The following is a 24,074-nucleotide window of genomic DNA, read 5'->3' as shown; positions in this document are numbered from 1 at the left end:
AGCTCACGGTGTCATCACCCGCGCATGCGGGTGATCCAGTATTCCAGAGGCGGCGGTGCTTGAGCCGAAAGGCCGCGGCGTACTGGATCGCCCGGTCGAGCCGGGCGATGACAGCTTGGGTGGGGCGCAGCTTCGCGTTCTCGCGGCATGATGTGCCTGTGCTTTGCTGGGACGGCCGACGACGCTTTGCTGATCCGCCCTAGGCAGTCACGCGATGCCGCGCCGTCTTCCGCCCAGGCCGCGGCTTCAATGTCGTGTCGGCTGCGTCAAGCACGCGTCCGTCCTGCGACAACAGCGCGAGCTTCTTCACCGGCTTGCCCTTGTCGCGGTCGACCATGATGGTCGCGATCTCGTCCGGGTGCTCGTCGAACTCCTCGGTCCATTGCCGCAGCGCGACCAGGATCGGAAAGATGCCGTGGCCCTTCGGCGTCAGCACATATTCCTGATAGGCGCTGCCGTCGGAGGCGGGGACCGTCTTCAGAATGCCGCGCTCGACCAGCGCGCGCAGCCGCGTGGTCAGGATGTTCTTGGCAAGCCCGAGGCTTGTCTGGAATTCGCCGAAGCGGCGCCGGCCGAGGCTGGCGTCGCGGATGATCAGGAGCGACCACCAGTCGCCGAACACGTCGAGCGCGCGCGCCACCGGGCAGCTGTCGCCTGCAAGGCTGGTTCTCTTCACCACGCATCTCCAGGAATTTGGACCATCACGGCCTTGTGTGGTTGCAATATTAAACCTCATGCCCTAGGTAGGCAACGAAGTTTAATAATGCAACCAATTGGAGGCGGACATGAGACTGGCAAACAAGACAGCGTTGATCACCGGCGGCAACAGCGGCATCGGCCTTGCGACAGCAAAGCTGTTCGTGGCCGAGGGCGCCAAGGTCGTCATCACCGGACGCAACAAGGAGACGCTTGCGGCGGCGGCCAAGGAGCTCGGGCCGAACGCACTCGCCGTGGTGGCCGACGCCACCGACGTCGCGGCGCTGGAAGCCGCGGTGAAGCAGGGCGCGGAGAAGTTCGGCAAATACGACGTGCTGTTCGCCAATGCCGGCATTCCCGGCCAGACGCCGGTCGGCGGCACCACGCTCGCCGCATTCGAAAACGTGATCCGCACCAATCTCACCGGCGTATTCTTCACCGTGCAGGCGGTCGCGCCCTATCTCAACGACGGCGCTTCGATCATTCTCAATGGCTCGGTGATTTCGGTGCTCGGCAATCCCGGTTACTCGGCCTACGCCGCGAGCAAGGCCGGCGTGCGTGCGATGGCGCGCGTGATGGCATCAGAACTGTCGCCGCGCGGGATCCGCGTCAACGTGGTAGCGCCGGGCGCTGTGCGTACGCCGATCTGGGGCGCCGCGATCGCAACGCCCGAGGCCGAGAAAGCATTCGAGCAGCGGATCGGCAAGACCACGCCCCTCGGCCGCATCGGTGAACCCGATCATATCTCGAAGACCGTGTTGTTCCTGGCGTCCGATGATGCTGCGCATGTGCAGGGGCAGGAACTGTTCATCGACGGCGGTGCGACGGCGTCGCCCGCCGGCGCGCCGATCTATCGCGGCTAGAGCCTTTCTGCTCCAGATGAGCCGGAACGAGCTCTTCGCTCGAAGACGCGCTACGTTGTTTCTCATTGTAACGAACGGCCGGTGTGAAGCGGTTCACACCGGCCGATTTTGTCCGCGACTATCATCACGCGTATTGAACCTTTGGCGTACTCCCCGGACTCCCGAATGGGCGGGGAATGTTTTTCACCACGGAATCATTTTGGAGTTTCTTCATGCCGAAAGCAGCCCGCATTTCGACGCCGGTCCCGGTTTCGTCGTCATCCGAGAATTCAGACTCGGAACAATTTGTAGTAGTCGCGCTGTTTTCCGGAATCGGTTTGTTGATTTCGCTGGTTGCCGTCATCTGCGGCATTCAAGGCGCGTGGTTCTGAGTTCCATCGATGGATGATGCGCGGGGTAAGCCCGTGCATGATGCGCCCCGCCTGGTTCCAGAGATTGCTCCGCCTAACAACTGTCATACCCCGCGTATGTATGCGGGGTATGCGGTACGCCGCGGCGGGCGGGTCACTAACGCCGCGTTTGAAATACCGGGTCACCCGCTTTCGCTTTCGCGGGCGACGACAGCGGTTCTGGAACTAGGCCGCGTTCAGGCTGCCGGCGACCTGCAGCGCGCCCGCGACCGCTTTCTCGCGATGCTCAGGGCCGACCTGGACGCCGTCGGCCGGGATGAACTCGACATTCCTGACGCCGATGAAGCCGAACACCCCGCGCAGATAGGTCTCAAGATGCTCGAGCGCCGCCATCGGCGTGTCGGCGCCGTAATAGCCGCCGCGCGAGATCGCGATGATGACGCGCTTGTTGCCGGCCAGTCCTTCGACGCCGCCGGCGCCGTATTTGAAGGTCTTGCCTGCGACCATGATGCGATCGATCCAGGCCTTGAGCTGGGACGGGATGGTGAAATTGTACATGGGAGCGCCGATCACGACGATGTCGGCGGCGAGGAACTCGTCCAGCACGGCCTGGCCGGTCGCGATGTCATCACGCACCGACGGGTCCGGGGCCGCGCCCTGGCTGGCAGCAAGGTGCAGGCCGGAGAGGTGGGCAAGCGGGGTCTGGGTGAGGTCGCGGTAGCTCACGACGAGGCCGGGATTGGCCTCGCGCAGCCGCTCGACGGCGGCGGCCGAGACCTGGCGGCTGACGGAGTGGGGGCCGAGGACCGAGGAATCGATGTGCAGAAGTTTCATGGCTGGGGTCACCTTTGGTATAGGTTTGTAACTGGCGCTATATGAGTGACCGCCCTAAATCTCCGCAAGAACGCACATTTTTGAAACCCGAGCACACCAATGAGACCTGAGAACATTGATGTAACCGGCCCGCCGCCGCGGCCCAGTCCCGACCACAGCGATTGCCGCGCGGTCGCCTCCGTGCTGGCGCGGGTCGGCGACAAATGGAGCGTGTTCGTGATCATGATGCTGATCGATGGGCCGAAGCGCTTCAACGAATTGAAGCGAATGATCAACGGCATCTCGCAGCGGATGCTGACGCTCACGTTGCGCGGCCTGGAGCGTGACGGGCTGGTGACCCGCACGGTGTTCCCGACTATCCCGCCGCGGGTCGACTATGAGCTGACCGAACTTGGCCGCGGGCTGGCGGAGCCGGTGAAGGCGCTCGGCCAGTGGGCGTTCACGCATCTGCCGGAGATTGAGGGTGCGCGACAGGATTTTGATACGCGGAATGCGGAGTGATTGTCATCCGTCACCCGCGCTTTGTTGAACCGTCATCCTGAGGAGCCTGCGTAGCAGGCGTCTCGAAGGGTGCACGGCCACCAGCCGGGCCGTGCATCCTTCGAGGCTCGCCCAGCGGCGCAATTGCGCCGCAAGGCTCGCACCCCCAGCGACAAAGGCAAAGCCTTTGCGCGGGGATGACGGTGACAGAGCGGCGTGAGCCTTTTATTCGCGACGCTAAATCATCGACACCAGCCCGCCGCCGTGACGCTCGAGCTTGCCGGCGAGCTCGAGCTCCAGCAGCACGGCGCGGACAATCGCGGGCGAGACGTCGGCCATCCGGATCAGATCGTCGAGGCTGATCGGGCTCGGCCCAAGCAGATTGATGATGCGGGCGCGATCGCCGCCATCGGTGGCAAAATCCAGCGGCTCGTCGTCTTCGCGCGCGCCGAGCATGACCGGCCGCTCCATGATCGGCGTCACCGCGTTGATGACGTCGGCGGCTTCGGTGACCAGCGTAGCGCCTTGCTTGATCAAATCGTTGGCGCCGGCGGCGCGCGGATCGATCGGCGAGCCCGGCACCGCGAACACCTCGCGGCCCTGTTCGGCCGCCATCCGCGCCGTGATCAGCGAGCCGGAACGATGCGCCGCTTCGACGACCACGACGCCGAGCGATGCGCCCGAGATCAGCCGGTTGCGGCGGGGAAAGTCGCGCGCCCGCGGCACGTGGCCGAGCGGCATCTCCGAGATCGCCGCGCCATGCTCGAGCAAGGCGGCGAGCAGATCCTCGTGCTCCGGCGGGTAGATCCTGTCGTGGCCGCCGGCCAGTACGGCGACCGTGCCGTTGGCAAGGGTGGCGCGATGCGCGGCCTGATCGATGCCGCGGGCGAGGCCGGAGATCACGATGAAGCCGGCGTCGCCGAGATCGCGTGCCAGCTGTCCGGCAAATTTCAGTCCCGCGCCGGAAGCATTGCGGGAGCCGACGATCGCGATCATCGGCCGCATCAGGGCATCGCGCGCGCCGCGCACGCCGAGCAGCGGTGGCGCGTCGTCGATGGTGCCAAGCCGCGCCGGATAATGCGCTTCCTCCGGCGCGACGAGATCGATGCCGAACCTGCCACAGGTCGCGAGCTCCGCAGCTGCGTCGGCCTCGCTGCAGATGCGCCCAGGTCCCGATGCGCCGCCGCGGCGCGCGAGATCGGGCAAGCGCTCCAGCGCGTGCGCCGCATCGCCAAAATGGCGGAGCAGCGATGCAAAGGTGCGCGGACCGACATTGTCGGACCGGATCAGCCGCAGGCGATTGAGCCGTTCGGTGTCGGTGAGTTTTGTCGGGCTGGGCGAGCGGTCATGCATGGGGGGTACAGCTTCGCCCAACCTGAGATTGCGATCAACTGCGACATTGGCGCAGCCGTGCGCGACGCGCTACAAGCGCTTGGCTAGGAAGCCGCCAAGAAGCCTCGAAGAAACAGGAAGTCCGCCGATGATCTCACTTGCCGATCTGCAACGCCGCATCGAGTCCGGCGAATTGTCCGCCGACGCCGCCATCACGCAGACGCGGGACGCCATCGCGGCGCAGGAAAAAACCATCGGCGCCTTTGTCCGCCTCGACGAGAAGGCGCGTGCGCAGCAGGCCGGGCCGCTGCGCGGTATTGCGGTCGGGATCAAGGACATCATCGATACCGCCGATTTCCCGACCGAGATGGGGGCTGCGATCTATCGCGGGCATCAGCCGCGCGCCGATGCGCCTGTCGTGATGGCGCTGAAGCAGGCCGGCGCGACCATCATCGGCAAGACCACGACGACGGCGTTCGCGGCGAACGATCCGACGCCGACGCTCAATCCGCGCAATCACGCTCACACGCCGGGCGGATCGTCGTCCGGCTCGGCCGCCGCGGTCGCCGCCGGGCTGATCCCGTTGGCACTCGGCACGCAGACCGGCGGCTCGGTGATCCGGCCGGCCTCGTTCTGCGGCGTCGCCGCGATCAAGCCGAGCTACCGGCTGCTGCCGACCGTCGGCGTGAAGTGCTTCTCCTGGACGCTCGATACCGTGGGGTTGTTTGGCGCCGGCGTGCGCGATGTCGCGCTGGGGCTCGCTGCGATGACCAGGCGGCCCGAGCTGGTCGTGCCGTCGAAGACCGCTGCGCCGCGCATCGGCGTGGTGACGCAGGCCTTCGCCGGCGCGCCCGAGCCATCCGGCGCGGCGGCGTTGCAGGCAGCCGCGCGTGCGGCGGAGCGGGCGGGCGCAACCGTGCGCGAGATCGCGGTGCCCGAGATCGTCGCCGAAGCCTGGCGGATCCATCCGGTGGTGCAGGAGTTTGAGGCGCACCAGTCGTTCGCCTGGGAACTTGCCGAGCACTACGATGCGATGCCGCCGCTGCTGCGCGGTCGGCTCGACGAGAGCAAGGGCGGCACACCGGCCGAATATGATGCGGCGATGGATGTCACGCTGCGCGCGCGGCAGGCGCTCGCCGCTGTTCTCACCGAGGTCGATGTGCTGCTGACGCTGTCGGCGCCGGGTGCTGCGCCTGAAGGCTTGGCGTCGACCGGCGATCCCCGTTACAACCGGCTCTGGACCCTGATGGGCGTGCCCTGCGTCAATGTGCCGACGCTGGTTGCCGAGGGCGGTTTGCCGGTCGGCGTGACCGTGATCGCGGGCTTTGGCGATGATGCAAAGGCGCTTGCGGCGGCGAGTTTTGTCGAGGATGCATTGAAGGGCTAAGCCTCGTTATTCCCCGGTGCGCAATTGCGCACCTAAGGGCTCGCGAAGCGAGAACCCGGAATCCATTCTTCCACAAGTCGTGTGGCTCGACGGATTCCGGGCCCGCGCCAAGGCGCGTCCTCAGGTGCGCAATTGCGCACCGGGGAATGACCGAAAGACTTACTTCCTCTCGCCGATCTTGCCTTCGGTGCCGTCCTGCAGGCGCTTGATGTTCTCGCGATGCATGTAGAACAGCAGCAGCGTCAGCACGGCGAACAGCGAGGCGAGCGCGTTGTGGCCGAACCACCACAGGAACAGCGGCGTCACGAACGCGGCGATCAGCGCCGACAGCGACGAGTAGCGCGTCGTGTATGCGGTGCCGAGCCAGATCACGGCAAAGATCAGCGCCGCCGGCCAGAACAGGCCGAGCAGCACGCCGATATAGGTCGCGACGCCCTTGCCGCCGCGAAACTTGAGCCAGACCGGGAAGAGGTGGCCGAGGAACGCACCCAGCGCCGCCAGCATCGCGGCATTCGGGCCGTCGATGGTGCCTGCGATGATCACGGCGACCGTGCCCTTGAGCATGTCGCCGAGCAGCGTCGCCGCGGCGAGGCCCTTGTGGCCGGTGCGCAGGACGTTGGTGGCGCCGATATTGCCCGAGCCGACCGTGCGCAGATCCTGGGTGCCGGCGAGCCTCGTGAGGATCATGCCGAACGGGATCGAGCCCAGGAGATAGCCGACCAGGAAGGCGAGCAGCAGCAACGCGTCAGCGGACATCGCGGTGGCTCCCTGGATGGTCGGTTCGGTCCATTTTGGACAATTCCGTCAATGAAATATTAACCATCGATCCGCACCATGCGCTTGAAATGAGGGAGCTTATCATGGCTTCTGTTCGCAGGCGGCTGGAGCAGCTTTTCTTTGTGGTTTACGTCGCAGCCATCGTCGTCGGGACGACGATGGAAGCGATGTCGCAACTCGCGTCGCGCTAGGTTCCACCCCGATTTAGACGTGCTCGTACACGGTGCGTCCGCCGACGATGGTCCGCGTCACGCGACCCGAGAAGCGGGCGTCGTCGAACGGCGTATTCTTGCACAGTGATTTGAGCTCGTCGCGGTCGAGCACCCAGGGCGTGTCGGCGTCGATCACGATCACGTCGGCCGGCGCACCCGCACGCAGCGTGCCGCCGGGCAAGCCGAGCAGTTCCGCCGGCCGGGTCGACATCGCCCGGATCAGCGTCTTGAACTCCATCTCGCCATTATGGATCAGCCGGAGCGCCGCCGGCAGCATGGTCTGCAGGCCGACCGCGCCGCTCGCCGCTTCCGCGAACGGCAGCCGCTTGACCTCGACGTCCTGCGGATTGTGATCGCTCATCACGACGTCGATCAGCCCGGAGGCCAGCGCCGCGACCAGCGCCTTGCGGTCCTCCTCGGTGCGCAGCGGCGGCGCCAGCTTGAGGAAGGTGCGGTAGGGGCCGATGTCGTTCTCGTTCAGCGTCACGTGGTTGATCGAAACCGAGGCCGAGACATTGTAGCCGCTATCGCGGGCGCGCTTGAGGATCTCAAGCGACTCGGTCGAGGTCAGCGACGCCGCGTGATAGCGCCCGCCGGTCAGCCCCGCGAGCCGCATGTCGCGCTCGAGCATGATCGACTCCGCGGCGGTCGGAATGCCGGCAAGGCCGAGCCGGGTCGCGAACTCGCCTTCGTTCATGACGCCTTCACCCACAAGGTTCGGGTCCTCGGTGTGATGCACGATCAGCGCATCGAAATCGCGGGCGTAGGTCAGCGCGCGCCGCATCACCTGGGCGTTGGTGACGCTGCGGTCCCCGTCAGTGAATGCGACGGCGCCGGCGGCCTTCAACAGGCCGATCTCGGTCATCTCCTGGCCCTGCATGCCCTTGGTCAACGCCGCCATCGGATGGATGTTGACGATCGCGGTGTCGCGGGCGCGACGCAGCACGAAGTCGACGGTCGCGGAATTGTCGATCACCGGCGAGGTGTCGGGCTGACAGATGATGGTGGTGATGCCGCCGGCGGCAGCCGCCTGGCTGGCGGAGGCAAAGGTCTCGCGATGACTGGCGCCGGGTTCGCCGACGAAGGCGCGCATGTCGATCAGGCCGGGGGCCACGATCTTGCCGGCGCAGTTGACGATGTCGGTGCCTTCGGGAACGCCGGCGGCGCCGATGCCGCGCTTGGTGTCGCGGATCACGCCCTCGGCGATCAGGACATCGCCCGGACCATCAAAGTCGCGGGAGGGATCGATGACGCGGGCGTTGGCGAGCAGGATGGGGCGGCGGTCAATCAGCATGGCGTCACGCGTTCGGCAGGTTGCGGGCGAGCGCCTCGAGCACTGCCATGCGCACCGCCACACCCATTTCGACTTGTTCACGGATCAGCGATTGCGCGCCGTCGGCAACGAAGGTGTCGATCTCGACACCGCGGTTCATCGGGCCCGGATGCATCACCAGCGCGTCGGGCTTGGCGTAACCGAGCTTCTTCTGGTCCAGGCCGAAATAGTGGAAATATTCGCCCGACGACGGCACGAACGAGCCGTTCATGCGCTCGCGCTGCAACCGCAGCATCATCACGATGTCGGCGCCGTTCAGCCCCTCGCGCATGTCGCGCGCGACCTCGACGCCCATCCGCTCGATGCCCGGTGGCAGCAAGGTGGAGGGGGCCACGACGCGGACGCGGGCGCCCATGGTGTTGAGCAGGAGGATGTTGGAACGCGCGACCCGCGAATGCAGCACGTCGCCGCAGATCGCGATTGTCAGCCCCTCGATCCGGCCCTTGTTGCGCCGGATGGTCAGCGCATCGAGCAGCGCCTGGGTCGGGTGCTCGTGGGCGCCATCGCCGGCATTGATCACGGAACCGTCAACCTTGCGCGCCAAAAGCTCGACCGCGCCGGAGGCGTGGTGGCGTACCACCAGGATGTCCGGGTGCATCGCGTTCAGCGTCACCGCGGTGTCCATCAAGGTCTCGCCCTTGCGGGTCGACATCGATGACACCGACATGTTCATGACGTCGGCGCCCAGGCGTTTTCCGGCGATCTCGAACGAGGACTGGGTCCGGGTCGAGGCCTCGAAGAACAGGTTGACCTGGGTGCGGCCGCGCAGACTGGCGCGTTTCTTGTCGACCTGGCGGTTGAGCTCGACATACTCCTCGGAGAGGTCCAGCAGGCCCGTGATGTCGTCAGCGGAAAGGCCCTCGATGCCCAGCAGATGCCGGTGACCGAGGACGAAAGTCGATTTCAATGATGGGGTCATTAAAGCGAGAGCTATAGGCGCGGATGGCCGGTGGGGCAAGCGCGAAGAGGGCTCGGAGGAGTTTTCCCCGAGTAAGATATGCTCCGTCATGCCCGGGCTTGTCCCGGGCATCCACGCCTTGCTTTCGCGGACGTTTCCGGAACAAGACGTGGATGGCCGGGGATAAACCCGGCCATGACGCCGGGGCGAGAACCCATGAAAATTGTCGTGATCGGTGCCGCCGTCATTGGCCTGGTTTCGCCGGCCTTTGCTCAGAAGCTTCCCGGCGACTTCGCGTTCCTCCGCGACATCGACCCGACCATCATCCAGGACATCCGCTACGCTAGCTCGAACAATTTCATGGGCCGGCCGATCGCGGGCTATGGCGCGGCGGAATGCGTGGTGAAGCGGGACGTCGGGCTTCGACTCAAGGCCGTGCAGCAGGAACTGGCCCGGCAAAAGCTGTCGCTGAAGATGTTCGATTGCTATCGGCCGTCCCGCGCGGTCGCCGACATGGTGGCGTGGTCGAAGAACGGCGCCGAGACCGCCGCCGAGCGGCGCTACAATCCGGCCTTCTCGAAAGCGGACCTGTTCCGCCTCGGCTATATCGCGACGCATTCCGGCCATTCGACCGGCGCCGCGCTCGATCTCACGCTGGTTGATCTGACCGCCGATAACTCGGCCAAGTTCGATCCCGCCAAGGACTATGCCGACTGCACCGCGCCGGTTGCTGCGCGCGCGCCGGAGGGCAGCGTCGACATGGGCACCGGCTACGACTGTTCTGATGCCAAGGGCCATACCGCGGCAGGCTCCATCACCCCGGCGCAACGGCGCTGGCGGACGAGGCTGGTCGCGGCGATGGCCGGGCAGGGATTTGTGAACTATTCGAAGGAATGGTGGCACTTTTCGCTGCCGGGCGCCGGCGGGCGGGCCTATGATTTCCAGATAGTGTCGCGCCGCAATTGATTCCGGACAGATTCGAGACACGCCCGAGATTTACCTATGACGCAGGCTCCGTTTGCCACCCACGATGTGCTGAACCAGTCGCCGCCGTTCGAGAACGTCGATTTGTTCGCGGCGGACGCGCCGCTGGCAGCGGCGGTCGCCGCCAATGGCGGGGCGGCGGCGGCAGTCGATCTGTCGGATTTCGGTAAGCATTGGGGCTCGGCTGCCATGGCGGAGCGCGGCCGCGCCGCCAACGAGAACACGCCGAAGCTGCGATTGTTCGACGCCAGGGGCAATCGCCGCGACGAGGTCGAGTTTCATCCGGCCTACCATGAGCTGATGGCGCACTCCGCGCATGCCGGCGTGCATAATTCGACCTGGACCGCCGATGGCAAACCGACCGGCGGCGCGGCCGAGGTGGTGCGCGCGGCAAAGTTCTATATCGCCGCGCAGGTCGAGACCGGCCATCTCTGCCCGATCACGATGACGCGCGCGTCGGTCGCGGCGCTGGCCTCGCAGCCGGACATTCTGGCGAAGACGATGCCTGTGATCGGCACGCGCGCCTACGATCCGAGCTTCGCGCCGTGGTGGACCAAGCGCGGCATGACGCTCGGCATGGGCATGACGGAAAAGCAGGGCGGCACCGATGTGCGCGCCAACATGACGCGTGCCGAGCGCGACGGTGACGCCTGGCGCATCACCGGGCACAAATGGTTCATGTCGGCGCCGATGTGCGACGCGTTCCTGGTGCTGGCGCAGGCCAAGGTCGGCTTGAGCTGCTTCTTCATGCCGCGCTTCGCGCCCGACGGCACCGTCAACGCGATCCACTTCCAGCGCCTGAAGGACAAGCTCGGCAACCGCTCCAATGCTTCCTCGGAGGTCGAATTCCACGGCGCTTATGCCGAATTGATCGGCGAGGAGGGCAAGGGCATCCGCACCATCATCCAGATGGTGCAGCTGACGCGGCAGGATTGCGCGATCGCATCCGCAGGGCTGATGCGCTCCGGGCTGGCGCACGCGCTCAATCACGCGCGGCATCGCAGCGTGTTCCAGAAGCATCTCGCCGACCAGCCGCTGATGCAGGCGGTGCTCTCGGACATGGCGCTGCATGTCGAGGCGTCCATCGCGCTGGTGATGCGGCTCTGCCGCGCGTTCGACCGCGCGCCCACCGATGTGGGCGAGGCCGCGTATATGCGGCTGCTGACGCCGGCGATCAAATACTGGACCTGCAAGAGCGCGCCTGGCTTCCTTTACGAGGCGATGGAGTGCCTCGGCGGCAATGGCTATGTCGAGGAAGGCATTCTGGCGCGACACTACCGGGAGGCGCCGGTCAACGCGATCTGGGAAGGCTCCGGCAACGTGATGTGCCTTGACGTATTGCGCGCGCTCGGCCGCGAGGCCGATGCCGCGCTCGCCGTGCTGCGTGCGCTCGCCGACGAGACCAAGGGTCTGCCGGGGGCGGCCGACACCGTTGCCTCGATCGGACAATCGTTCCGCCGCCCGGACAGCGAGCGCGTTGCGCGGCTTGCGGTCGAGAAGCTGGCGCTGCTCGCGGCCGCCGCGGCGCTCAACCAGGTCTCGCCAGGGAGTGCCGAGTTGTTCGCGGCGACACGGCTTGCCGAACGCCACGCCGGCATGTACGGCGCGGTGGACCTCTCCGATGCTGATCAACGCGCGCTGCTTGCGCGGGCGCTGCCATGAAGGTTTGCTGATGGACGCACTCAATCCCGATACTCCGCCGTCGGCGGTCGAGCCGCCGCCACTCCCGACGCGGGTCTGGAAGTTCTGGGGCACCGCGCTGTGGGGCCTGGTCATCTTCATCGCGATGTTCCTCGGCCAGGTCGCGGTCATCGTCTGGCGCATCGTCGCGCAGGGCGGGGAGCTGTCGGCGGGGGGCATCACCCATGTGGTTGCCGACGGCCTGACGATCTCGCTCTCGGTGCTCGCCGGCCTGCCGATGGTGCTGCTGGCGCTGTGGTTCGCGATCCACCGCACCCGGATCTCGTTTGCCGACTATCTCGGGCTGCACTGGACGTCGTGGAGGAACGTCATCATCGGCGTCGTTTCGCTGATCGTGCTGGTCGGCGCCTGGGACATGGTGTCCCGCGCCGCCGGCCGCGAGGTGGCGCCGGGCTTCATGGGCGATGTGCTGAAATCGGCGCAGGAGCACAGCGCGCTGTGGCTTCTGGTGATCGCGTTCGCGGTCGCCGCGCCGCTCTGGGAGGAGCTGTTCGCGCGCGGCTGGCTCTATCGCGGCTGGTCGGAATCCCGGCTCGGGCCCTACGGCGCGATCCTGCTGTCGTCGATCGTCTGGACGGTGATGCACCTGCAGTACGACTGGTTCTTCCTCTGCCAGGTGCTGACGATCGGGCTGTTGTTCGGCTATCTGCGCTTCCGCACCGGTTCGACCTGGCTGACCATCCTGCTGCACGGGTTGAACAATTTTGCTGCGACGATCCAGACCTGGTGGCTGGCGGGATCGTAAGCTGACATGTTAGGTTGAGGTTCAGCCCACTTTCGCTGCAAAATTGTTGCAGAAAAATCCACATGTCGAACTTCGAAAATGCCGGCGCGCCGGTCCCGGTTTCGGCGAAATCGCCGCGGGCTTGGGATTTCCTGGAGACGACGCTTATTGGCCTTGTCGCTTACGGCGCGTTTCTTCTCGCGGCCGGGCTTGGTCTCTCTGTCCTTATATTCGCGCAGCATGGGACAATCCCGACTGCTCATGCTGAGTTCGGGGGGCGCTGGCAAGGCGCAGCTCTGGTGTTCGGAACTCCAGCTGCCGTTGCGGTGCTTTGGGCTGCTGTCCGCAAGCTCGATCGGGACTTTTCCGAATACCTTGCGCTCAATTGGCCCAGTTCAGGAGAGCTTTTTCTCGCATTCGCGATCGCGGCAGTTCTCCTGATTGTGGAGGGCTATTTTCGAGCTTTCGTAGGTGCAGACACGAGTTGGATCGCTCCTAGCTTGAACGTGCAAGGGCGAGTTGGCTTGCTAACCTTCCTGATCGGCGGCTGCCTCGCCGCGCCAATCATGGAAGAGTTTATTGTCCGCGGCTTTTTGTTTCGAGGATGGTCGCAGTCTTTCCTCGGGCCAGTCGGTGCCATTGTCTTGACGTCAGTGGTTTGGGCTCTCAACCACACTCAATACGATTGGTCTGATCGCTTCTGTATATTCGTTTTCGGCCTCGCCCTGGGCTACTTTCGTTGGCGGAGCAATTCGACTTGGCTGACAGTGATCGTTCACTCGGCCTTGAACATCATCAGCTCCTTCATGATCGGGCCTTATGTCTAAGGCCCGACCGCCGCAATCGTTATCAGCATTGTGATGACCGCCGAAAGCCGACGAAGGGGATGTCAGCGCCCCCCTCGGGTGCTATGATCTAGATCAATGAACGAGCGCGGGCCGGATCGAAACTAGGCAGCGGCGGCTGCCGTCGTGCGAGCTCTTCCCATGGCTACGTTGTTCCGAATTCTTCTGGCCGGCGTTTTCGCGCTGGCGTCCCTTGGCGCCATCACGCAGCAGGTGCGCGATGGGGGCGTGACCGATACCGAAATCCGGATCGGGAATTTCATGCCGTATAGCGGCGCGCTGGAGATATTCGGTCAGATCGGCAAGGCCGAAGCCGCCTATTTCGAAATGATCAACGAGCGCGGCGGCATCGGCGGCCGCAAGATCCGCTTCATGTCCTACGACGATCTGTCGGACGCATCCAACGCCATGGACCTGACGCGCATTCTCGTCGAGACCGACAATGTGCTGTTGATGTTCGGCTCGTTCGGCACGCCGGGGAATCTGGCAGTGCGGAAGTATCTCAACGAACGGCAGGTGCCCCAGCTTTTCGTCGCCTCCGGCGATCAGGAGCTCAGCGAGCCTTCGCTCTATCCGTGGACCATGGGCTGGCAGCCCTCATACCGCGAGGAGGGGCGCATCTACGCCAACTACATTCAGGCGTTCTATCCCGGAAAGAAGATCGTGGCGCTCTGGGAGAACGACCAGTTCGGGCGGGAATTGTTCAAGGGGCTGGTGCAGGGGTTGGGTGACGTCGCCCACAACATCAGGGTCGACATCGCCTATGACGTCGACGATCAGCATCTGGACGGCCACATCTCGATCCTGAAGCAATCGGGCGCCGAGGTCTTCGTGTTTGCCGGCGTGCCGGAAAATGCTTCGAAGGTGATCCGCGCTGCGGCCGATCACGGCTGGCGGCCGGTGTTTGTCGTGAACCAGATGGCGTCTTCAATCGAGACGGTGCTCAAGCCGGCCGGCACGGAGAATGCAACCGGCGTCATCACCGCCGCCTTCCTGAAGGATGCGAGCGATCCCGCCTGGAGCGAAGAGCAGGGCGCCTGGCGCAGCTTCCTCGAAAAGTATACCAAAGCCGGCGGCAAGGACGACGCTGCCGCGGTCTATGGCTACGCCGCCGCCGAGACGCTGGTCCAGGTGCTCAGGCAATGCGGCAACGACCTGTCGCGCGAGAACGTCATGAAGCAGGCCGCGGCGCTGAGGGACTATCAGGCCTCCGCCTTGCTCCCGGGCATCAAGATCAACAGCGGCGGCTTCCGCCCGGTCGAGCAATTGCGGTTGCTGCAATTCGATGGCCGGAGCTGGCAACCGATCGGCGACGTGCTCGATACGGCGTTCACCGGTTCGTCCGGAAAGTAGCGGCGAGCGGCGCAAGCCGCCGGCTGCTAAGGCCCGACCGGCCCGACCGCTGCAATCACGATCGGCATCGTGATCACGGCCAAAATCGTCTGTAGCGTGATGATCTGGGCGAGCAGCGGCGCGTCGCCGCCCATCTGGCGCGCCAGCACATAGGCTGACGGCGAGGTCGGCACCGCGGCGCAGGCGGCGACGATCGCGAGATTGGCGCCGGTGACGCCGAACCACACCGCGAGCGCAACGGTCAGCACGGGCATCAGGACGAGCTTCAGCACCAGGGCGATGCTGGCGGCGAGGCTGGGGCGGAAGATGCCTTCCAGATGCAGACCTGCGCCGGTGACCAGCAGACCGATCGCCAGCGAGGAGCTGCCCAGCGCATCGGCGACGTCGTGCCAGATTTTCGGCAGCGGGATGTGCGCGACATTGATGGCGAGCCCGATCACGCAGGCCCAGATCAGCGGGTTCTTCACGACCGTCATCACGACCGCGCCCGCCGATCGTTTCCCGGACGAGGCATACTTCGCGAGCACCGCAACGCTGAAGACGTTGACCAGCGGAATGATCGCAACCATCGCGACCGACGCGAGCGCAAGTCCGACCTTGCCGTACAGATTGCCCGACACCGACAGCGCAACATAGGTCTGCCAGCGCGTGGCGCCCTGGAAGATCGAGGTGAAGGCGGGACCGTCGACCCCGGTGCGGGCGAGCGGGCCGCGCAGCGCCAGACACAGCAGGCACATCACGAGCGCCGCGAGCAGCAGCGCACCGCCGGCGCCTGCGACCGGTACCGTGGACAGATCGGCCTTCACCAGCGTCTGCACCAGCAGCCCCGGGAACAGGACGTAGTAGGTCAGCTGCTCCAGCCCATGCCATTGGGTGTCGAGCCGCATCAGCGTGCGCTTCAGGACAACGCCCAGCACGATCAGGAGGAACACCGGCAGCAGCGCCGCGATCACCGCGGCCATCGTCAGCGCTCCCCGCGCAGCTTCGCCAGCCGGTCCAGCGCGCCCTGCAGGATGAAGATCGCGGCGTGCTCGTCGATCACCTCGGCGCGGCGGGCGCGGCTGACGTCCATCCCGATCAGCTCGCGCTCGACCGCCGCAGTCGACAGCCGCTCGTCCCACAGCCCGATCGCAAGGGGGGTGAGGCCGGCGAAGTTGCGGGCGAATGCCCGGGTCGACTGCGCGCGCGGCCCCTCGCTGCCGTCCATGTTGATCGGAAGCCCGAGCACGAAGCCTGCGGCGTTGCGCTCGGCCGCGATCGTGAGCAGCCGTGCCGCGTCGAGCTTGAACTGCTTGCGCTGGATGGTCTCGACGCCGGTCGCGAGCCGCCGGTCCGGATCGGAGACGGCAACGCCGATGGTCTTGGTCCCGAGGTCGAGGCCGACAAGCGCGCCGCGGTCGGGCCAATGCGGTGCGGCTTCGATCAGGGGAAGGATGAGGGCGGGCATGGCCTTGCGCTTAGCACGCAGCCGCGCGCCGAGGCAAAGCCCGGCGACGGGCGGGCGTCCATGCGAAAATGCCGATCAGGCGGCGATCACCCGATCGTCGCCGGGAAGGCACGCGGCCAGTCCCCGTAACGCGCTGTACTGGTGCGAGGTGCGGCGCTGGATGAACAGCGTCTCGACACGCGCGTGCTGTGGATCGAGCTTGTGGATATGGATGTCGCGCTGGACGTGGTCGCGCGCGACGACGGCGCGCGGCAACAGCGTCACGCCCATATCGGCGGCGACGCAGCCGACCATGCCGTCGAGCGTGCCCAGCTCGAAGCGCGCGGCCGACGGCCAGCCGAATTCGGTGAACACCTGTTCCAGGCGTTGTCGGTAGGTGCAGCCGGTGCGAAACACCAGCGCGGTCGGGCCCGACTCCGGCGTGCCGGCGCGCAAGGCGGCAAGCGATTTCCAGTGCTGCGCGGTGACGAGCACCAGTTCCTCGGTGAAGGCTGCCGTCGCCATCAGTTCGGCATGCTCGATCGGGCCGGCGACGAATGCGCCATCGAGCGAGCCGTCGAGCACGGCGGCGACGAGATCGGTGGTCGGCGCGGTGCGCAAGGTCAGGCGCACCGCCGGATAGCGGCGATGAAACTCGGCGAGCAGCGTCGGCAGCCGCACCGCAGCGGTCGTCTCCATCGAGCCGATCGACAGCGGTCCCTTCGGCTCGCCATCGTCGCGCGCGGCGAGCACGGCTTCGCGCGACAGCGCCGCCATGCGTTGCGCATACGGCAACAGCCGGCGGCCGGCGCCGGTCAGCGACATGCCGCGGCTGTGACGTTCAAAGAGCGCAGTGCCGATCTCGGCCTCCAGCGCCTTGATGCGCTGGGTGACGTTGGACTGCACGGTATTGAGCTCGTCGGCGGCCTTGGTGATGCCGCCGAGGCGGGCGACCGTGGAAAAGGTGAGCAGGTCGGTCAATTCCATCTGGGCCACCGTTTCAAATTAGAGATGGGAGCGTTCTCTAGTATTCATTTTCACAGAATGTTATGCGCGCTTAGGCTGCGAGTCCAGAACAGCAAATTCAAAACAGGGAGCGAGCGCATGTCGATCAGCACCGAATTGACGGCGCGTCTGGGCATCAAGCATCCGATCCTGGCGGCGCCGATGGCGATGATCGCGGGGAGTCGGCTGGTCAGGGCGGTGGGTGACGCGGGCGGCTTCGGCATTTTGGGCGGCGGCTACGGGGACCGGGCCTGGCTCGAGGCCGAAACCGCAAAGCTGACGGGGTCCGTAAAGCCGTTCGGCATCGGCTTCATCACCTGGAGCCTCGCCAGGCAGCCCGAGCTGATCGATATCGCGCTCGAGGCGCGGCCACGTGCGGTGATGCTGTCGTTCGGCGATCCGGTGCCGTTCGCGCCAAAGATCAAGGCCGCAGGCGTGCTGCTGATCTGCCAGGTGCAGAGCGAGGAGATGGCGCTAACAGCGCTCGATTGCGGCGCCGACATCCTGATTGCGCAGGGCACCGAGGCCGGCGGTCACGGCGCCTCGCGCACCACGCTCGATATCATGCCGGCGATCATCGATTTCGCGGCAGGGCGCGTCCCGGTCGTCGCAGCCGGTGGCATCGCGGACGGGCGTGGCCTTGCGGCGATGATGATGCTTGGCGCATCCGGCGTGCTGATGGGAACGCGGTTCTATGCCAGCGTCGAGGCTGACGCGCCCGAGCAGGCGAAGCAGTTGATCCGTGCGGCGAAGAGTGGCGAGACGGTGCGTGGCGTGGTGATGGACTGGTCGCGCAAGCTGATCTGGCCAGCGCCGTTTACCGCGCGCTCGCTCTCCAATGATCATCTGCGGCGCTGGAGCGGCCGCGAGATCGAGCTGATGCAGTGCGCGGACGAGGTCGCGGTGGAATACGCCGCCGCGCGGGCGGAGGGCAATTTCGATATCGCCGCGGTGTTTGCCGGCGAGTCCGTCGGCTTGATCCATGATATCGTTCCGGCGGCCGAGATCATCGGCCGCATCGTCGCCGAGGCCGAGCAGTCATTGCAGGGCCGGCGCAACTCTCTTTCCTCTTTGACCTGAAACTAGCGCGAGACACACCATGTGGCCGGACCGTCGATTGATCGATCTCTTCAAGACCGAATTTCCGATCGTGTTGGCGCCGATGGCCGGCGTGATGGATGCGGAGCTGGTGATTGCGGTGGCGCAAGGCGGCGGCCTCGGCTCGCTGCCATGTGCGATGCTGTCGGCCGAGAAGGCGCGCGAGCAGGTCAACATCATCCGTCGGCGCGTGTCCTCGCCGGTCAATCTCAACTTCTTCTGCCACAAGGCGGTCGATGCCGATCCGGCGCGCGAGGCGACATGGCGGCAGCGATTGGCGCCTTACTATCGCGAGCACGGCCTCGATCCGGATGCGCCGATCAATGCCGCGAACCGTGCGCCGTTCGATGCGGCGTTCTGCGCCGTGGTCGAGGAACTGAAGCCCGAGGTGGTCAGCTTCCATTTCGGCCTGCCGGAGCCGAAGCTGTTGCAGCGGGTGAAGGCGGCCGGCGCGATCGTGATGTCGTCGGCGACCACGGTGAAGGAGGCGATCTGGCTGGAAGAGAACGGCGCCGATGTCGTCATCGCGCAGGGCGCCGACGCCGGCGGCCATCGCGCCATGTTCCTGACCGAGAATATTTCCGAGCAGCCCGGGACGTTCTCGCTGTTGCCGCAGGTGGTCGATGCGGTGAAGGCACCGGTGGTCGCGGCCGGCGGTATCGCTGACGGGCGCGGGATCGCGGCGGCATTCGCGCTCGGCGCCGCGGCCGTTCAGATCGGCTCGGCCTATCTGCGCTGCCCGGAATCCAGGGTAACCCCGCAGGGCCGTGTCGCGCTGGCGCAAGCGAGCGACGAATCGACCGTCATCACCAATGTGATGACCGGACGCCCGGCGCGCGGCGTCGCCAACCGCGTGATGCGCGAGGTCGGGCCGATCTCGCCGGATGCGCCGGCGTTTCCACACGCCGCGACCGCGCTCGGACCACTGAAGGCGGCTGCCGAGAAACAGGGCAAGGTCGATTTCACCAATCTATGGGCCGGGCAGGCAGTGCGGATGGGCAAGGAGATGCCGGCCGCCGAATTGACAAGAGCGCTGGCCGGGGCGGCGCTGGCGCGCATGGGCAAGCTGGCGGGTTGATTTCGCCTCCATCCGCGCAGTTTCGCTGTATGCCCAGCCTGCCGCCTCGCAATCGAGCTATGAAGGGCGGCAGTTCATTTGGCGCGGGAGCACCACGGCATGATCACCTGTTATCTGCGGTATGAAGTCCGTCCGGACAAGTTTGCCGACTTCGAGGCTTATGGTGCGATGTGGCTGGAATTGATGCCGCGGTTTGGCGGCATTCATCACGGCTATTTCTTGCCGTCCGAGGGCGCGAGCGACGTTGCCCTGGCGATGTTCAGCTTTCCGAGCCTTGCGGCCTACGAGCAGTACCGCAAGGACTCCGCGCTGGATCCGGACGTTCAAAAGGCGATCGCCTTCGCGAGGGATACGCGCTGCTTTGTCCGCTATGAACGGTCGTTCTTTCGACCATTGCTGCCGGAAGCTGCCTAGGCGCTCGAACGTCAGGCCAGGCAGGCCACATAGAGGATGGCAAAGCCGATCGCGGTCCCGATCGACCAGAGGGCAGGGTCCCAGCCTCCCGGCTTAGGGGTGGTTTCGAACGTGGACATAACGCACTCCCGTATTGTTCTCTTTATGGGGGAGTAGGCACCGCGACTGTTTCAGGACGACTGCGCCGGGCCCGCAAAGTGGTTTCTTCCCAGGATTTTGGGGCGGAAATTGCCGGCTGCTGGCGATCCGGCGGGCTCTGAGGCCTGCCGCGGGCTCGCTGCGGTTGCGGCGCAAAACCGGCCTCTGCTATACGGCAGGCTGACCTTTCAGCCCGACCACCCGAGGCCCTATATAATGTCCGTAGACGCCACGACCGTCCGCCGCATCGCGCATCTGGCGCGGATCGCGGTCAGCGACGCCGAAGTTCCCCATCTCCAGGGGGAGCTGAATGCGATGCTGGCCTTTGTCGAGCAGCTGTCGGAAGTGAATATCGACGGTGTCGAGCCGATGACCTCGGTGACGCCGATGGAGATGAAGAAGCGCGCGGACGTGGTCAATGACGGCGAAATCGCCGACGCCATCGTCCGCAATGCACCCGACACAGTGAACGACTTCTTCCTGGTGCCGAAGGTGGTCGAGTAAAGCGCGATCGGATAATTACAATGTGTCTGCTCTGCGACGACGAGAAGGCCTACAAGGCCTACATGGATTTCCTCGATGCGGTGGAGCGCAAGGGGAAGGTCGCCGATCCCAACGCGGCGATGGACGCCGTGCTCGACCATCTCGAGGCGCTCGACGCCGCCCGCGCCAAAGAGAATAAGGCGCGGCAAGACGACCCCGCCAACGACAAGACCCTGTCTCCGTTCTTCTGCAGCCCGATCAATAAATGACCGATTTGACATCGCTGACCATCGCCGAGGCCCGTGAGGGCCTGGCGAGCAAATCTTTCACCGCCCGCGAACTGACCGATGCGCATCTCGCCGCCATCGAAGCTGCGCGCGTGCTCAATGCCTATGTGCTCGAGACTCCCGACCGCGCCCGCGAGATGGCCAAGGCCGCCGACGAGAAGATTGCCAAAGGCGAGGGCGGACCACTCGCCGGCATTCCGCTCGGCATCAAGGATCTGTTCGCGACCCGCGATATCAGGACCACGGCGTGCTCGAAGATCCTCGGCAATTTCATTCCGCCCTACGAGTCGACGGTGACCTCACAGCTCTGGCGCGACGGCGCGGTGCTGCTCGGCAAGCTCAACAATGACGAGTTCGCGATGGGCTCGTCGAACGAGACTTCCTGCTTCGGCCCGGTCACCAACCCGTGGCGCCGCGAGGGCTCTAACACCACGCTGGTGCCGGGCGGCTCGTCCGGCGGCTCAGCCTCGGCGGTGGCGGCTTCTCTCTGCATGGGCGCGACCGCGACCGACACCGGCGGCTCGATCCGCCAGCCCGCCGCGTTCACCGCGACCGTCGGCATCAAGCCGACCTACGGCCGCTGCTCGCGCTGGGGCATCGTCGCGTTCGCATCCTCGCTCGACCAGGCCGGCCCGATCGCGCGCACGACGCGCGATGCTGCGATCCTGATGCGCTCGATGGCCGGGCACGATCCCAAGGACACCACGTCGGTCGACATCGCAGTGCCGGACTACGAGGCCGCGATCGGCAAGTCCGTGAAGGGCATGAAGATCGGAATCCCGAAGGAGTATCGGCTCGACGGCATGCCGGCCGAGATCGAGAAACTCTGGAGCGAGGGCGCGCAATGGCTGAAGGCCGCCGGCGCCGAACTCGTCGAGGTGTCGCTGCCGCACACCAAATACGCGCTGCCGGCCTATTACATCGTGGCGCCGGCGGAGGCTTCGTCGAACCTCGCGCGTTACGACGGCGTGCGCTACGGGCTGCGCGAGCCGGGAAAGAACGTCATCGAGATGTACGAGAACACCCGCGCCGACGGCTTTGGCGACGAGGTGCGCCGCCGCGTACTGATCGGCACCTATGTGCTCTCGGCCGGCTACTACGATGCCTATTATCTGCGTGCGCAGAAGGTGCGGACGCTGATCAAGAAGGATTTCGAGGACTGCTTCGCCAAGGGCGTAAGCGCGATCCTGACGCCGGCAACACCGTCGGCGGCGTTCGGCATCGGCGAGAAGGGCGGCGCCGATCCGGTCGAGATGTATCTCAACGACATCTTCACGGTGACCGTGAACATGGCGGGCCTGCCGGGCATTGCCGTGCCCGCGGGCAAGGACACGCAGGGCCTGCCGCTCGGCTTGCAACTGATCGGCCGTCCGTTCGACGAGGAGACGCTGTTCTCGCTCGGCGAGGTGATCGAGCAGGCGGCCGGCCGGTTCACGGCGCCAAAATGGTGGTGAACGATGGCGGATTTCCGCGCCAGTCTCGCTGACGCAGCACCCGACGGTGCGCTGTCGCCGCCGCTTGCCGCATTGTGGTGGGCTAGGAAGGGCGACTGGGACCAGGCGCACCGCATCGTGCAGGACGAAGGCGACGCCAATTCGGCGTGGGTGCATGCCTATCTGCATCGCGTCGAAGGCGATCTCGGCAATGCCGGCTACTGGTATCGCCGAGCCGGCCAGCCGGTCGCAAAGGACACGCTCGACGTCGAGTGGGAGCGGATCGTCTCCGCGCTTTTGGCCCCGTCAGTGTGAGGACGCCGGTGCCAAGGCACCGTGAGTATTAACCCTGTTTCGGCCGCCATGCCGCCGCCCACATTCGCCGTGATAGGCTAATGGAACCGGGCGGGGGCCAGCGGCAAAGAGAGTAATCGTGCGTGGGTCGGGCATAGGGGGATGGCTGTCAGCGCTGCTGGCGGCCGCGGTTGCGGCGGGCCTTGCCGGCTGCGCGTCCGTCTACAATCTTCCAGGCAATGTGCCGCTCGGTGCTGCGCTCGCCGACAACAACAGCGCCCGCGACTATCCGACTTATGAAGATGACCTGCTGCTCGCGCTCTCGTTCTCCGGCGGCGGCACGCGCGCGGCGGCATTTTCGTTCGGCGTGCTGGAAGAGCTCGACAGGGTGCACTCCAGCGCCGCCGGCAGCAAGACGCTGCTCGACCGCGTCGACTTCGTTTCCGGCGTCTCCGGCGGATCGGTCACTGCCGCTTATTTCGGATTGAAGCGGCGCGCGGCGCTCGCCGATTTCCGCGAACGCTTCCTGCTGCGCAATGCCGAGGAGGGACTGAAGACCCGGATCTCGCTCGGCAATATCGGGCGCGCGCTGGGCGGCGGCGTCAACGACAGCCAGTTCACCGACTGGCTCGATCAAAATCTGTTCGACGGCGCGCGGTTCGAGGCATTGCCCGACGAGCGCCGGCCGCGGGTGTGGATCAACGCCTCCGACATTTACAACCGCACACCGTTCGTGTTCGGCAAGACGTCGTTCGACGCGCTGTGCAGCGACATCCGCTCCTATCGCGTCGCCGAAGCGGTGGCGGCGTCAGCCGCGGTGCCGCTGGCGTTTGCCCCGATCGTGCTGCAAACCTATCCCGGCGGATGCGCCGCGCCGCTGCCGCCCTGGTACGATCGGGTGCGCAACGATCCGAACGCGCAGCCGCTGCTGCGCTCCTACGCCGAGGCGCAGGCGCGGTACCGCGACGGCTCGATGCGCTACGTCAAGCTGCTCGATGGCGGGCTGGTCGACAATTACGGGCTGTCGGGGCTCAGCATCGGCTTGCTCGCCGCGCAACGTCCCTACGAGCCGCTCGACGAGCGGCAGGCGGCCAAGCTGAAGCGCATCCTGTTCCTGGTGGTCGACGCCGGCCGCGGCGTCTCCGGCGACTTCGTGCAGACGCTCGAAGGACCAAGCGGCGTCGAGCTGGTGTCGGCGGCCGCCGACACCGCGATCGATGCCAGCGTGCGCTCGAGCTACGCGGCTTTCACGGCACTTGCCAACGATTGGGCGGGCAAGCTGAAGCGCTGGCGCTGCGGCCTGTCGGCGGCGGATCGCGTCCGGCTCGGCGTCGGCGCCGGCTGGAAATGCGGCGATGTCGCGATCTATGTCGAGCGGCTCGGCTTCGACCGGCTGGGACCGGAGCGCGCCGGCATCCTGAATGCGATCCCGACGCGGCTTTCGCTGCCGCCGGAGCAGGTCGACCAGCTGATCACAGGCGGCGCGGACGCACTGCGCACCAGCAAGGCGTATCAGCAGTTCCGGCGCGGGCTCTGATCGGCGCCTCCAGCCCGGGCGCCGGCTGCAAGGGGACAGCAAGGCGGCTTGACTGGCGCTGTCGGTTGCGCGAAGCCCAATCCATCCCAGATATCACTTTATCCGGAAACCG

Annotated in this window: 26 protein-coding genes; 17 read left to right on the top strand and 9 right to left on the bottom strand. The window is 65.8% G+C overall.

Annotated features, from left to right (window positions below; translation table 11 throughout):
- Positions 1-199: 199 nt before the first annotated feature.
- A complete protein-coding gene (locus FNJ47_RS01705; protein ID WP_163149859.1) occupies positions 200-679 on the bottom strand; it encodes a winged helix-turn-helix transcriptional regulator in 480 nt (159 codons plus the stop codon).
- Between the two features lie 106 nt (positions 680-785).
- On the opposite strand from FNJ47_RS01705, the gene FNJ47_RS01700 reads away from it, so the two are divergent.
- Positions 786-1,559 carry a glucose 1-dehydrogenase gene (locus FNJ47_RS01700; protein ID WP_163149855.1) on the top strand — a complete coding sequence of 258 codons (774 nt, stop codon included), beginning with the start codon at positions 786-788 and terminating at the stop codon, positions 1,557-1,559.
- Positions 1,560-1,771: 212 nt separating this feature from the next.
- Positions 1,772-1,930, top strand: a complete 159-nt coding sequence (locus tag FNJ47_RS49750; protein WP_165445481.1) for a hypothetical protein — start codon at positions 1,772-1,774, stop codon at positions 1,928-1,930.
- Positions 1,931-2,134: 204 nt separating this feature from the next.
- Here the strand turns inward: FNJ47_RS49750 and FNJ47_RS01695 are convergent, their stop codons facing one another.
- Positions 2,135-2,743 (bottom strand): FMN-dependent NADH-azoreductase, encoded by a 609-nt coding sequence (locus FNJ47_RS01695; RefSeq protein WP_163149852.1) that lies wholly within the window; start codon positions 2,741-2,743, stop codon positions 2,135-2,137.
- A 99-nt stretch (positions 2,744-2,842) separates the two neighbouring features.
- Here FNJ47_RS01695 and FNJ47_RS01690 point away from each other — a divergent pair, with 99 nt between their 5' ends.
- On the top strand, positions 2,843-3,244 hold the full coding sequence (locus tag FNJ47_RS01690; protein WP_163149849.1) for a winged helix-turn-helix transcriptional regulator: 402 nt from the start codon (positions 2,843-2,845) through the stop codon (positions 3,242-3,244).
- Positions 3,245-3,460: 216 nt separating this feature from the next.
- On the opposite strand, the gene dprA is transcribed toward FNJ47_RS01690, so the two are convergent.
- On the bottom strand, positions 3,461-4,576 hold the full coding sequence (gene dprA / locus FNJ47_RS01685; protein WP_163149846.1) for a DNA-processing protein DprA: 1,116 nt from the start codon (positions 4,574-4,576) through the stop codon (positions 3,461-3,463).
- A 127-nt stretch (positions 4,577-4,703) separates the two neighbouring features.
- On the opposite strand from dprA, the gene FNJ47_RS01680 reads away from it, so the two are divergent.
- Positions 4,704-5,942: an amidase gene (locus FNJ47_RS01680; RefSeq protein WP_163149844.1), complete on the top strand. Its 1,239-nt coding sequence runs from the start codon at positions 4,704-4,706 to the stop codon at positions 5,940-5,942.
- A gap of 159 nt (positions 5,943-6,101) precedes the next feature.
- Here the strand turns inward: FNJ47_RS01680 and plsY are convergent, their stop codons facing one another.
- From plsY to FNJ47_RS01665, 3 genes are all read right to left on the bottom strand, one after another.
- A complete protein-coding gene (gene plsY, locus FNJ47_RS01675; protein WP_163149841.1) occupies positions 6,102-6,698 on the bottom strand; it encodes a glycerol-3-phosphate 1-O-acyltransferase PlsY in 597 nt (198 codons plus the stop codon).
- A 225-nt stretch (positions 6,699-6,923) separates the two neighbouring features.
- Positions 6,924-8,225 carry a dihydroorotase gene (locus FNJ47_RS01670; RefSeq protein WP_163149838.1) on the bottom strand — a complete coding sequence of 434 codons (1,302 nt, stop codon included), beginning with the start codon at positions 8,223-8,225 and terminating at the stop codon, positions 6,924-6,926.
- Positions 8,226-8,229: 4 nt separating this feature from the next.
- The gene (locus tag FNJ47_RS01665) at positions 8,230-9,183 is read right to left on the bottom strand and encodes an aspartate carbamoyltransferase catalytic subunit (protein WP_163149835.1); all 954 of its coding nucleotides are present in this window, start codon (positions 9,181-9,183) and stop codon (positions 8,230-8,232) included.
- 195 nt (positions 9,184-9,378) lie between these two features.
- On the opposite strand from FNJ47_RS01665, the gene FNJ47_RS01660 reads away from it, so the two are divergent.
- The 5 genes from FNJ47_RS01660 to FNJ47_RS01640 all read left to right on the top strand — a co-directional run bounded on the left by FNJ47_RS01660 (position 9,379) and on the right by FNJ47_RS01640 (position 14,769).
- Positions 9,379-10,128 carry a M15 family metallopeptidase gene (locus FNJ47_RS01660; protein ID WP_163149832.1) on the top strand — a complete coding sequence of 250 codons (750 nt, stop codon included), beginning with the start codon at positions 9,379-9,381 and terminating at the stop codon, positions 10,126-10,128.
- Positions 10,129-10,164: 36 nt separating this feature from the next.
- The gene (locus tag FNJ47_RS01655) at positions 10,165-11,808 is read left to right on the top strand and encodes an acyl-CoA dehydrogenase family protein (RefSeq protein WP_163149829.1); all 1,644 of its coding nucleotides are present in this window, start codon (positions 10,165-10,167) and stop codon (positions 11,806-11,808) included.
- 10 nt (positions 11,809-11,818) lie between these two features.
- A complete protein-coding gene (locus FNJ47_RS01650) occupies positions 11,819-12,592 on the top strand; it encodes a CPBP family intramembrane glutamic endopeptidase (RefSeq protein ID WP_163149826.1) in 774 nt (257 codons plus the stop codon).
- A 62-nt stretch (positions 12,593-12,654) separates the two neighbouring features.
- Positions 12,655-13,398 (top strand): CPBP family intramembrane glutamic endopeptidase, encoded by a 744-nt coding sequence (locus FNJ47_RS01645; protein ID WP_163149823.1) that lies wholly within the window; start codon positions 12,655-12,657, stop codon positions 13,396-13,398.
- Positions 13,399-13,557: 159 nt separating this feature from the next.
- Complete coding sequence (locus FNJ47_RS01640; protein WP_163149820.1) at positions 13,558-14,769, top strand: ABC transporter substrate-binding protein; 1,212 nt, start codon at positions 13,558-13,560, stop codon at positions 14,767-14,769.
- A 26-nt stretch (positions 14,770-14,795) separates the two neighbouring features.
- Here FNJ47_RS01640 and FNJ47_RS01635 read toward each other — a convergent pair whose 3' ends face one another.
- From FNJ47_RS01635 to FNJ47_RS01625, 3 genes are all read right to left on the bottom strand, one after another.
- Positions 14,796-15,731, bottom strand: coding sequence for an AEC family transporter (locus FNJ47_RS01635; protein WP_163149817.1), 936 nt, complete (start codon positions 15,729-15,731; stop codon positions 14,796-14,798).
- 2 nt (positions 15,732-15,733) lie between these two features.
- Positions 15,734-16,216 (bottom strand): Holliday junction resolvase RuvX, encoded by a 483-nt coding sequence (ruvX, locus tag FNJ47_RS01630; protein ID WP_163149815.1) that lies wholly within the window; start codon positions 16,214-16,216, stop codon positions 15,734-15,736.
- A gap of 75 nt (positions 16,217-16,291) precedes the next feature.
- Complete coding sequence (locus FNJ47_RS01625; RefSeq protein WP_163149813.1) at positions 16,292-17,182, bottom strand: LysR family transcriptional regulator; 891 nt, start codon at positions 17,180-17,182, stop codon at positions 16,292-16,294.
- 117 nt (positions 17,183-17,299) lie between these two features.
- On the opposite strand from FNJ47_RS01625, the gene FNJ47_RS01620 reads away from it, so the two are divergent.
- The 8 genes from FNJ47_RS01620 (at position 17,300) to FNJ47_RS01585 (ending at position 23,962) form a co-directional block, all read left to right on the top strand.
- A complete protein-coding gene (locus FNJ47_RS01620; protein ID WP_163149810.1) occupies positions 17,300-18,280 on the top strand; it encodes an NAD(P)H-dependent flavin oxidoreductase in 981 nt (326 codons plus the stop codon).
- A gap of 19 nt (positions 18,281-18,299) precedes the next feature.
- On the top strand, positions 18,300-19,376 hold the full coding sequence (locus FNJ47_RS01615; protein ID WP_163149807.1) for an NAD(P)H-dependent flavin oxidoreductase: 1,077 nt from the start codon (positions 18,300-18,302) through the stop codon (positions 19,374-19,376).
- Between the two features lie 99 nt (positions 19,377-19,475).
- Positions 19,476-19,790, top strand: coding sequence for an NIPSNAP family protein (locus tag FNJ47_RS01610; protein WP_163149804.1), 315 nt, complete (start codon positions 19,476-19,478; stop codon positions 19,788-19,790).
- Positions 19,791-20,144: 354 nt separating this feature from the next.
- Entirely contained in the window at positions 20,145-20,432 is a 288-nt protein-coding gene (gene gatC, locus FNJ47_RS01605; RefSeq protein WP_163149801.1) for an Asp-tRNA(Asn)/Glu-tRNA(Gln) amidotransferase subunit GatC, read from the top strand.
- Between the two features lie 20 nt (positions 20,433-20,452).
- Positions 20,453-20,680 (top strand): hypothetical protein, encoded by a 228-nt coding sequence (locus FNJ47_RS01600; protein ID WP_163149798.1) that lies wholly within the window; start codon positions 20,453-20,455, stop codon positions 20,678-20,680.
- Entirely contained in the window at positions 20,677-22,152 is a 1,476-nt protein-coding gene (gene gatA, locus FNJ47_RS01595) for an Asp-tRNA(Asn)/Glu-tRNA(Gln) amidotransferase subunit GatA (protein WP_163149795.1), read from the top strand. Before FNJ47_RS01600 ends, gatA begins: the two co-directional genes overlap by 4 nt.
- 3 nt (positions 22,153-22,155) lie before the next feature.
- Positions 22,156-22,446, top strand: a complete 291-nt coding sequence (locus tag FNJ47_RS01590; RefSeq protein WP_163149792.1) for a hypothetical protein — start codon at positions 22,156-22,158, stop codon at positions 22,444-22,446.
- 154 nt (positions 22,447-22,600) lie between these two features.
- A complete protein-coding gene (locus FNJ47_RS01585; protein ID WP_163149907.1) occupies positions 22,601-23,962 on the top strand; it encodes a patatin-like phospholipase family protein in 1,362 nt (453 codons plus the stop codon).
- Positions 23,963-24,074 lie beyond the last annotated feature (112 nt).

The organism is Bradyrhizobium uaiense (genome assembly GCF_010811875.1).
In the GTDB taxonomy this organism is placed as follows: Bacteria; Pseudomonadota; Alphaproteobacteria; order Rhizobiales; family Xanthobacteraceae; genus Bradyrhizobium; species Bradyrhizobium uaiense.
Note: the sequence above shows the minus strand (reverse complement) of the source record. Positions and strands in the feature narration are given on the sequence as shown.

Bases quoted from the DNA above. Each gene is read 5' to 3' on its own strand.
- FNJ47_RS01590 (WP_163149792.1), top strand. From the start codon at position 22,156: ATGGCGGATTTCCGCGCCAGTCTCGCTGACGCAGCACCCGACGGTGCG.
- FNJ47_RS01600 (WP_163149798.1), top strand. From the start codon at position 20,453: ATGTGTCTGCTCTGCGACGACGAGAAGGCCTACAAGGCCTACATGGAT.
- FNJ47_RS01640 (WP_163149820.1), top strand. From the start codon at position 13,558: ATGGCTACGTTGTTCCGAATTCTTCTGGCCGGCGTTTTCGCGCTGGCG.
- ruvX (WP_163149815.1), bottom strand. From the start codon at position 16,216: ATGCCCGCCCTCATCCTTCCCCTGATCGAAGCCGCACCGCATTGGCCC.
- dprA (WP_163149846.1), bottom strand. From the start codon at position 4,576: ATGCATGACCGCTCGCCCAGCCCGACAAAACTCACCGACACCGAACGG.
- gatA (WP_163149795.1), top strand. From the start codon at position 20,677: ATGACCGATTTGACATCGCTGACCATCGCCGAGGCCCGTGAGGGCCTG.
- FNJ47_RS01700 (WP_163149855.1), top strand. From the start codon at position 786: ATGAGACTGGCAAACAAGACAGCGTTGATCACCGGCGGCAACAGCGGC.
- plsY (WP_163149841.1), bottom strand. From the start codon at position 6,698: ATGTCCGCTGACGCGTTGCTGCTGCTCGCCTTCCTGGTCGGCTATCTC.
- FNJ47_RS01620 (WP_163149810.1), top strand. From the start codon at position 17,300: ATGTCGATCAGCACCGAATTGACGGCGCGTCTGGGCATCAAGCATCCG.
- FNJ47_RS49750 (WP_165445481.1), top strand. From the start codon at position 1,772: ATGCCGAAAGCAGCCCGCATTTCGACGCCGGTCCCGGTTTCGTCGTCA.
- FNJ47_RS01690 (WP_163149849.1), top strand. From the start codon at position 2,843: ATGAGACCTGAGAACATTGATGTAACCGGCCCGCCGCCGCGGCCCAGT.
- FNJ47_RS01670 (WP_163149838.1), bottom strand. From the start codon at position 8,225: ATGCTGATTGACCGCCGCCCCATCCTGCTCGCCAACGCCCGCGTCATC.
- FNJ47_RS01625 (WP_163149813.1), bottom strand. From the start codon at position 17,182: ATGGAATTGACCGACCTGCTCACCTTTTCCACGGTCGCCCGCCTCGGC.
- FNJ47_RS01615 (WP_163149807.1), top strand. From the start codon at position 18,300: ATGTGGCCGGACCGTCGATTGATCGATCTCTTCAAGACCGAATTTCCG.
- gatC (WP_163149801.1), top strand. From the start codon at position 20,145: ATGTCCGTAGACGCCACGACCGTCCGCCGCATCGCGCATCTGGCGCGG.
- FNJ47_RS01650 (WP_163149826.1), top strand. From the start codon at position 11,819: ATGGACGCACTCAATCCCGATACTCCGCCGTCGGCGGTCGAGCCGCCG.
- FNJ47_RS01665 (WP_163149835.1), bottom strand. From the start codon at position 9,183: ATGACCCCATCATTGAAATCGACTTTCGTCCTCGGTCACCGGCATCTG.
- FNJ47_RS01635 (WP_163149817.1), bottom strand. From the start codon at position 15,731: ATGGCCGCGGTGATCGCGGCGCTGCTGCCGGTGTTCCTCCTGATCGTG.
- FNJ47_RS01655 (WP_163149829.1), top strand. From the start codon at position 10,165: ATGACGCAGGCTCCGTTTGCCACCCACGATGTGCTGAACCAGTCGCCG.
- FNJ47_RS01695 (WP_163149852.1), bottom strand. From the start codon at position 2,743: ATGAAACTTCTGCACATCGATTCCTCGGTCCTCGGCCCCCACTCCGTC.
- FNJ47_RS01645 (WP_163149823.1), top strand. From the start codon at position 12,655: ATGTCGAACTTCGAAAATGCCGGCGCGCCGGTCCCGGTTTCGGCGAAA.
- FNJ47_RS01610 (WP_163149804.1), top strand. From the start codon at position 19,476: ATGATCACCTGTTATCTGCGGTATGAAGTCCGTCCGGACAAGTTTGCC.
- FNJ47_RS01680 (WP_163149844.1), top strand. From the start codon at position 4,704: ATGATCTCACTTGCCGATCTGCAACGCCGCATCGAGTCCGGCGAATTG.
- FNJ47_RS01660 (WP_163149832.1), top strand. From the start codon at position 9,379: ATGAAAATTGTCGTGATCGGTGCCGCCGTCATTGGCCTGGTTTCGCCG.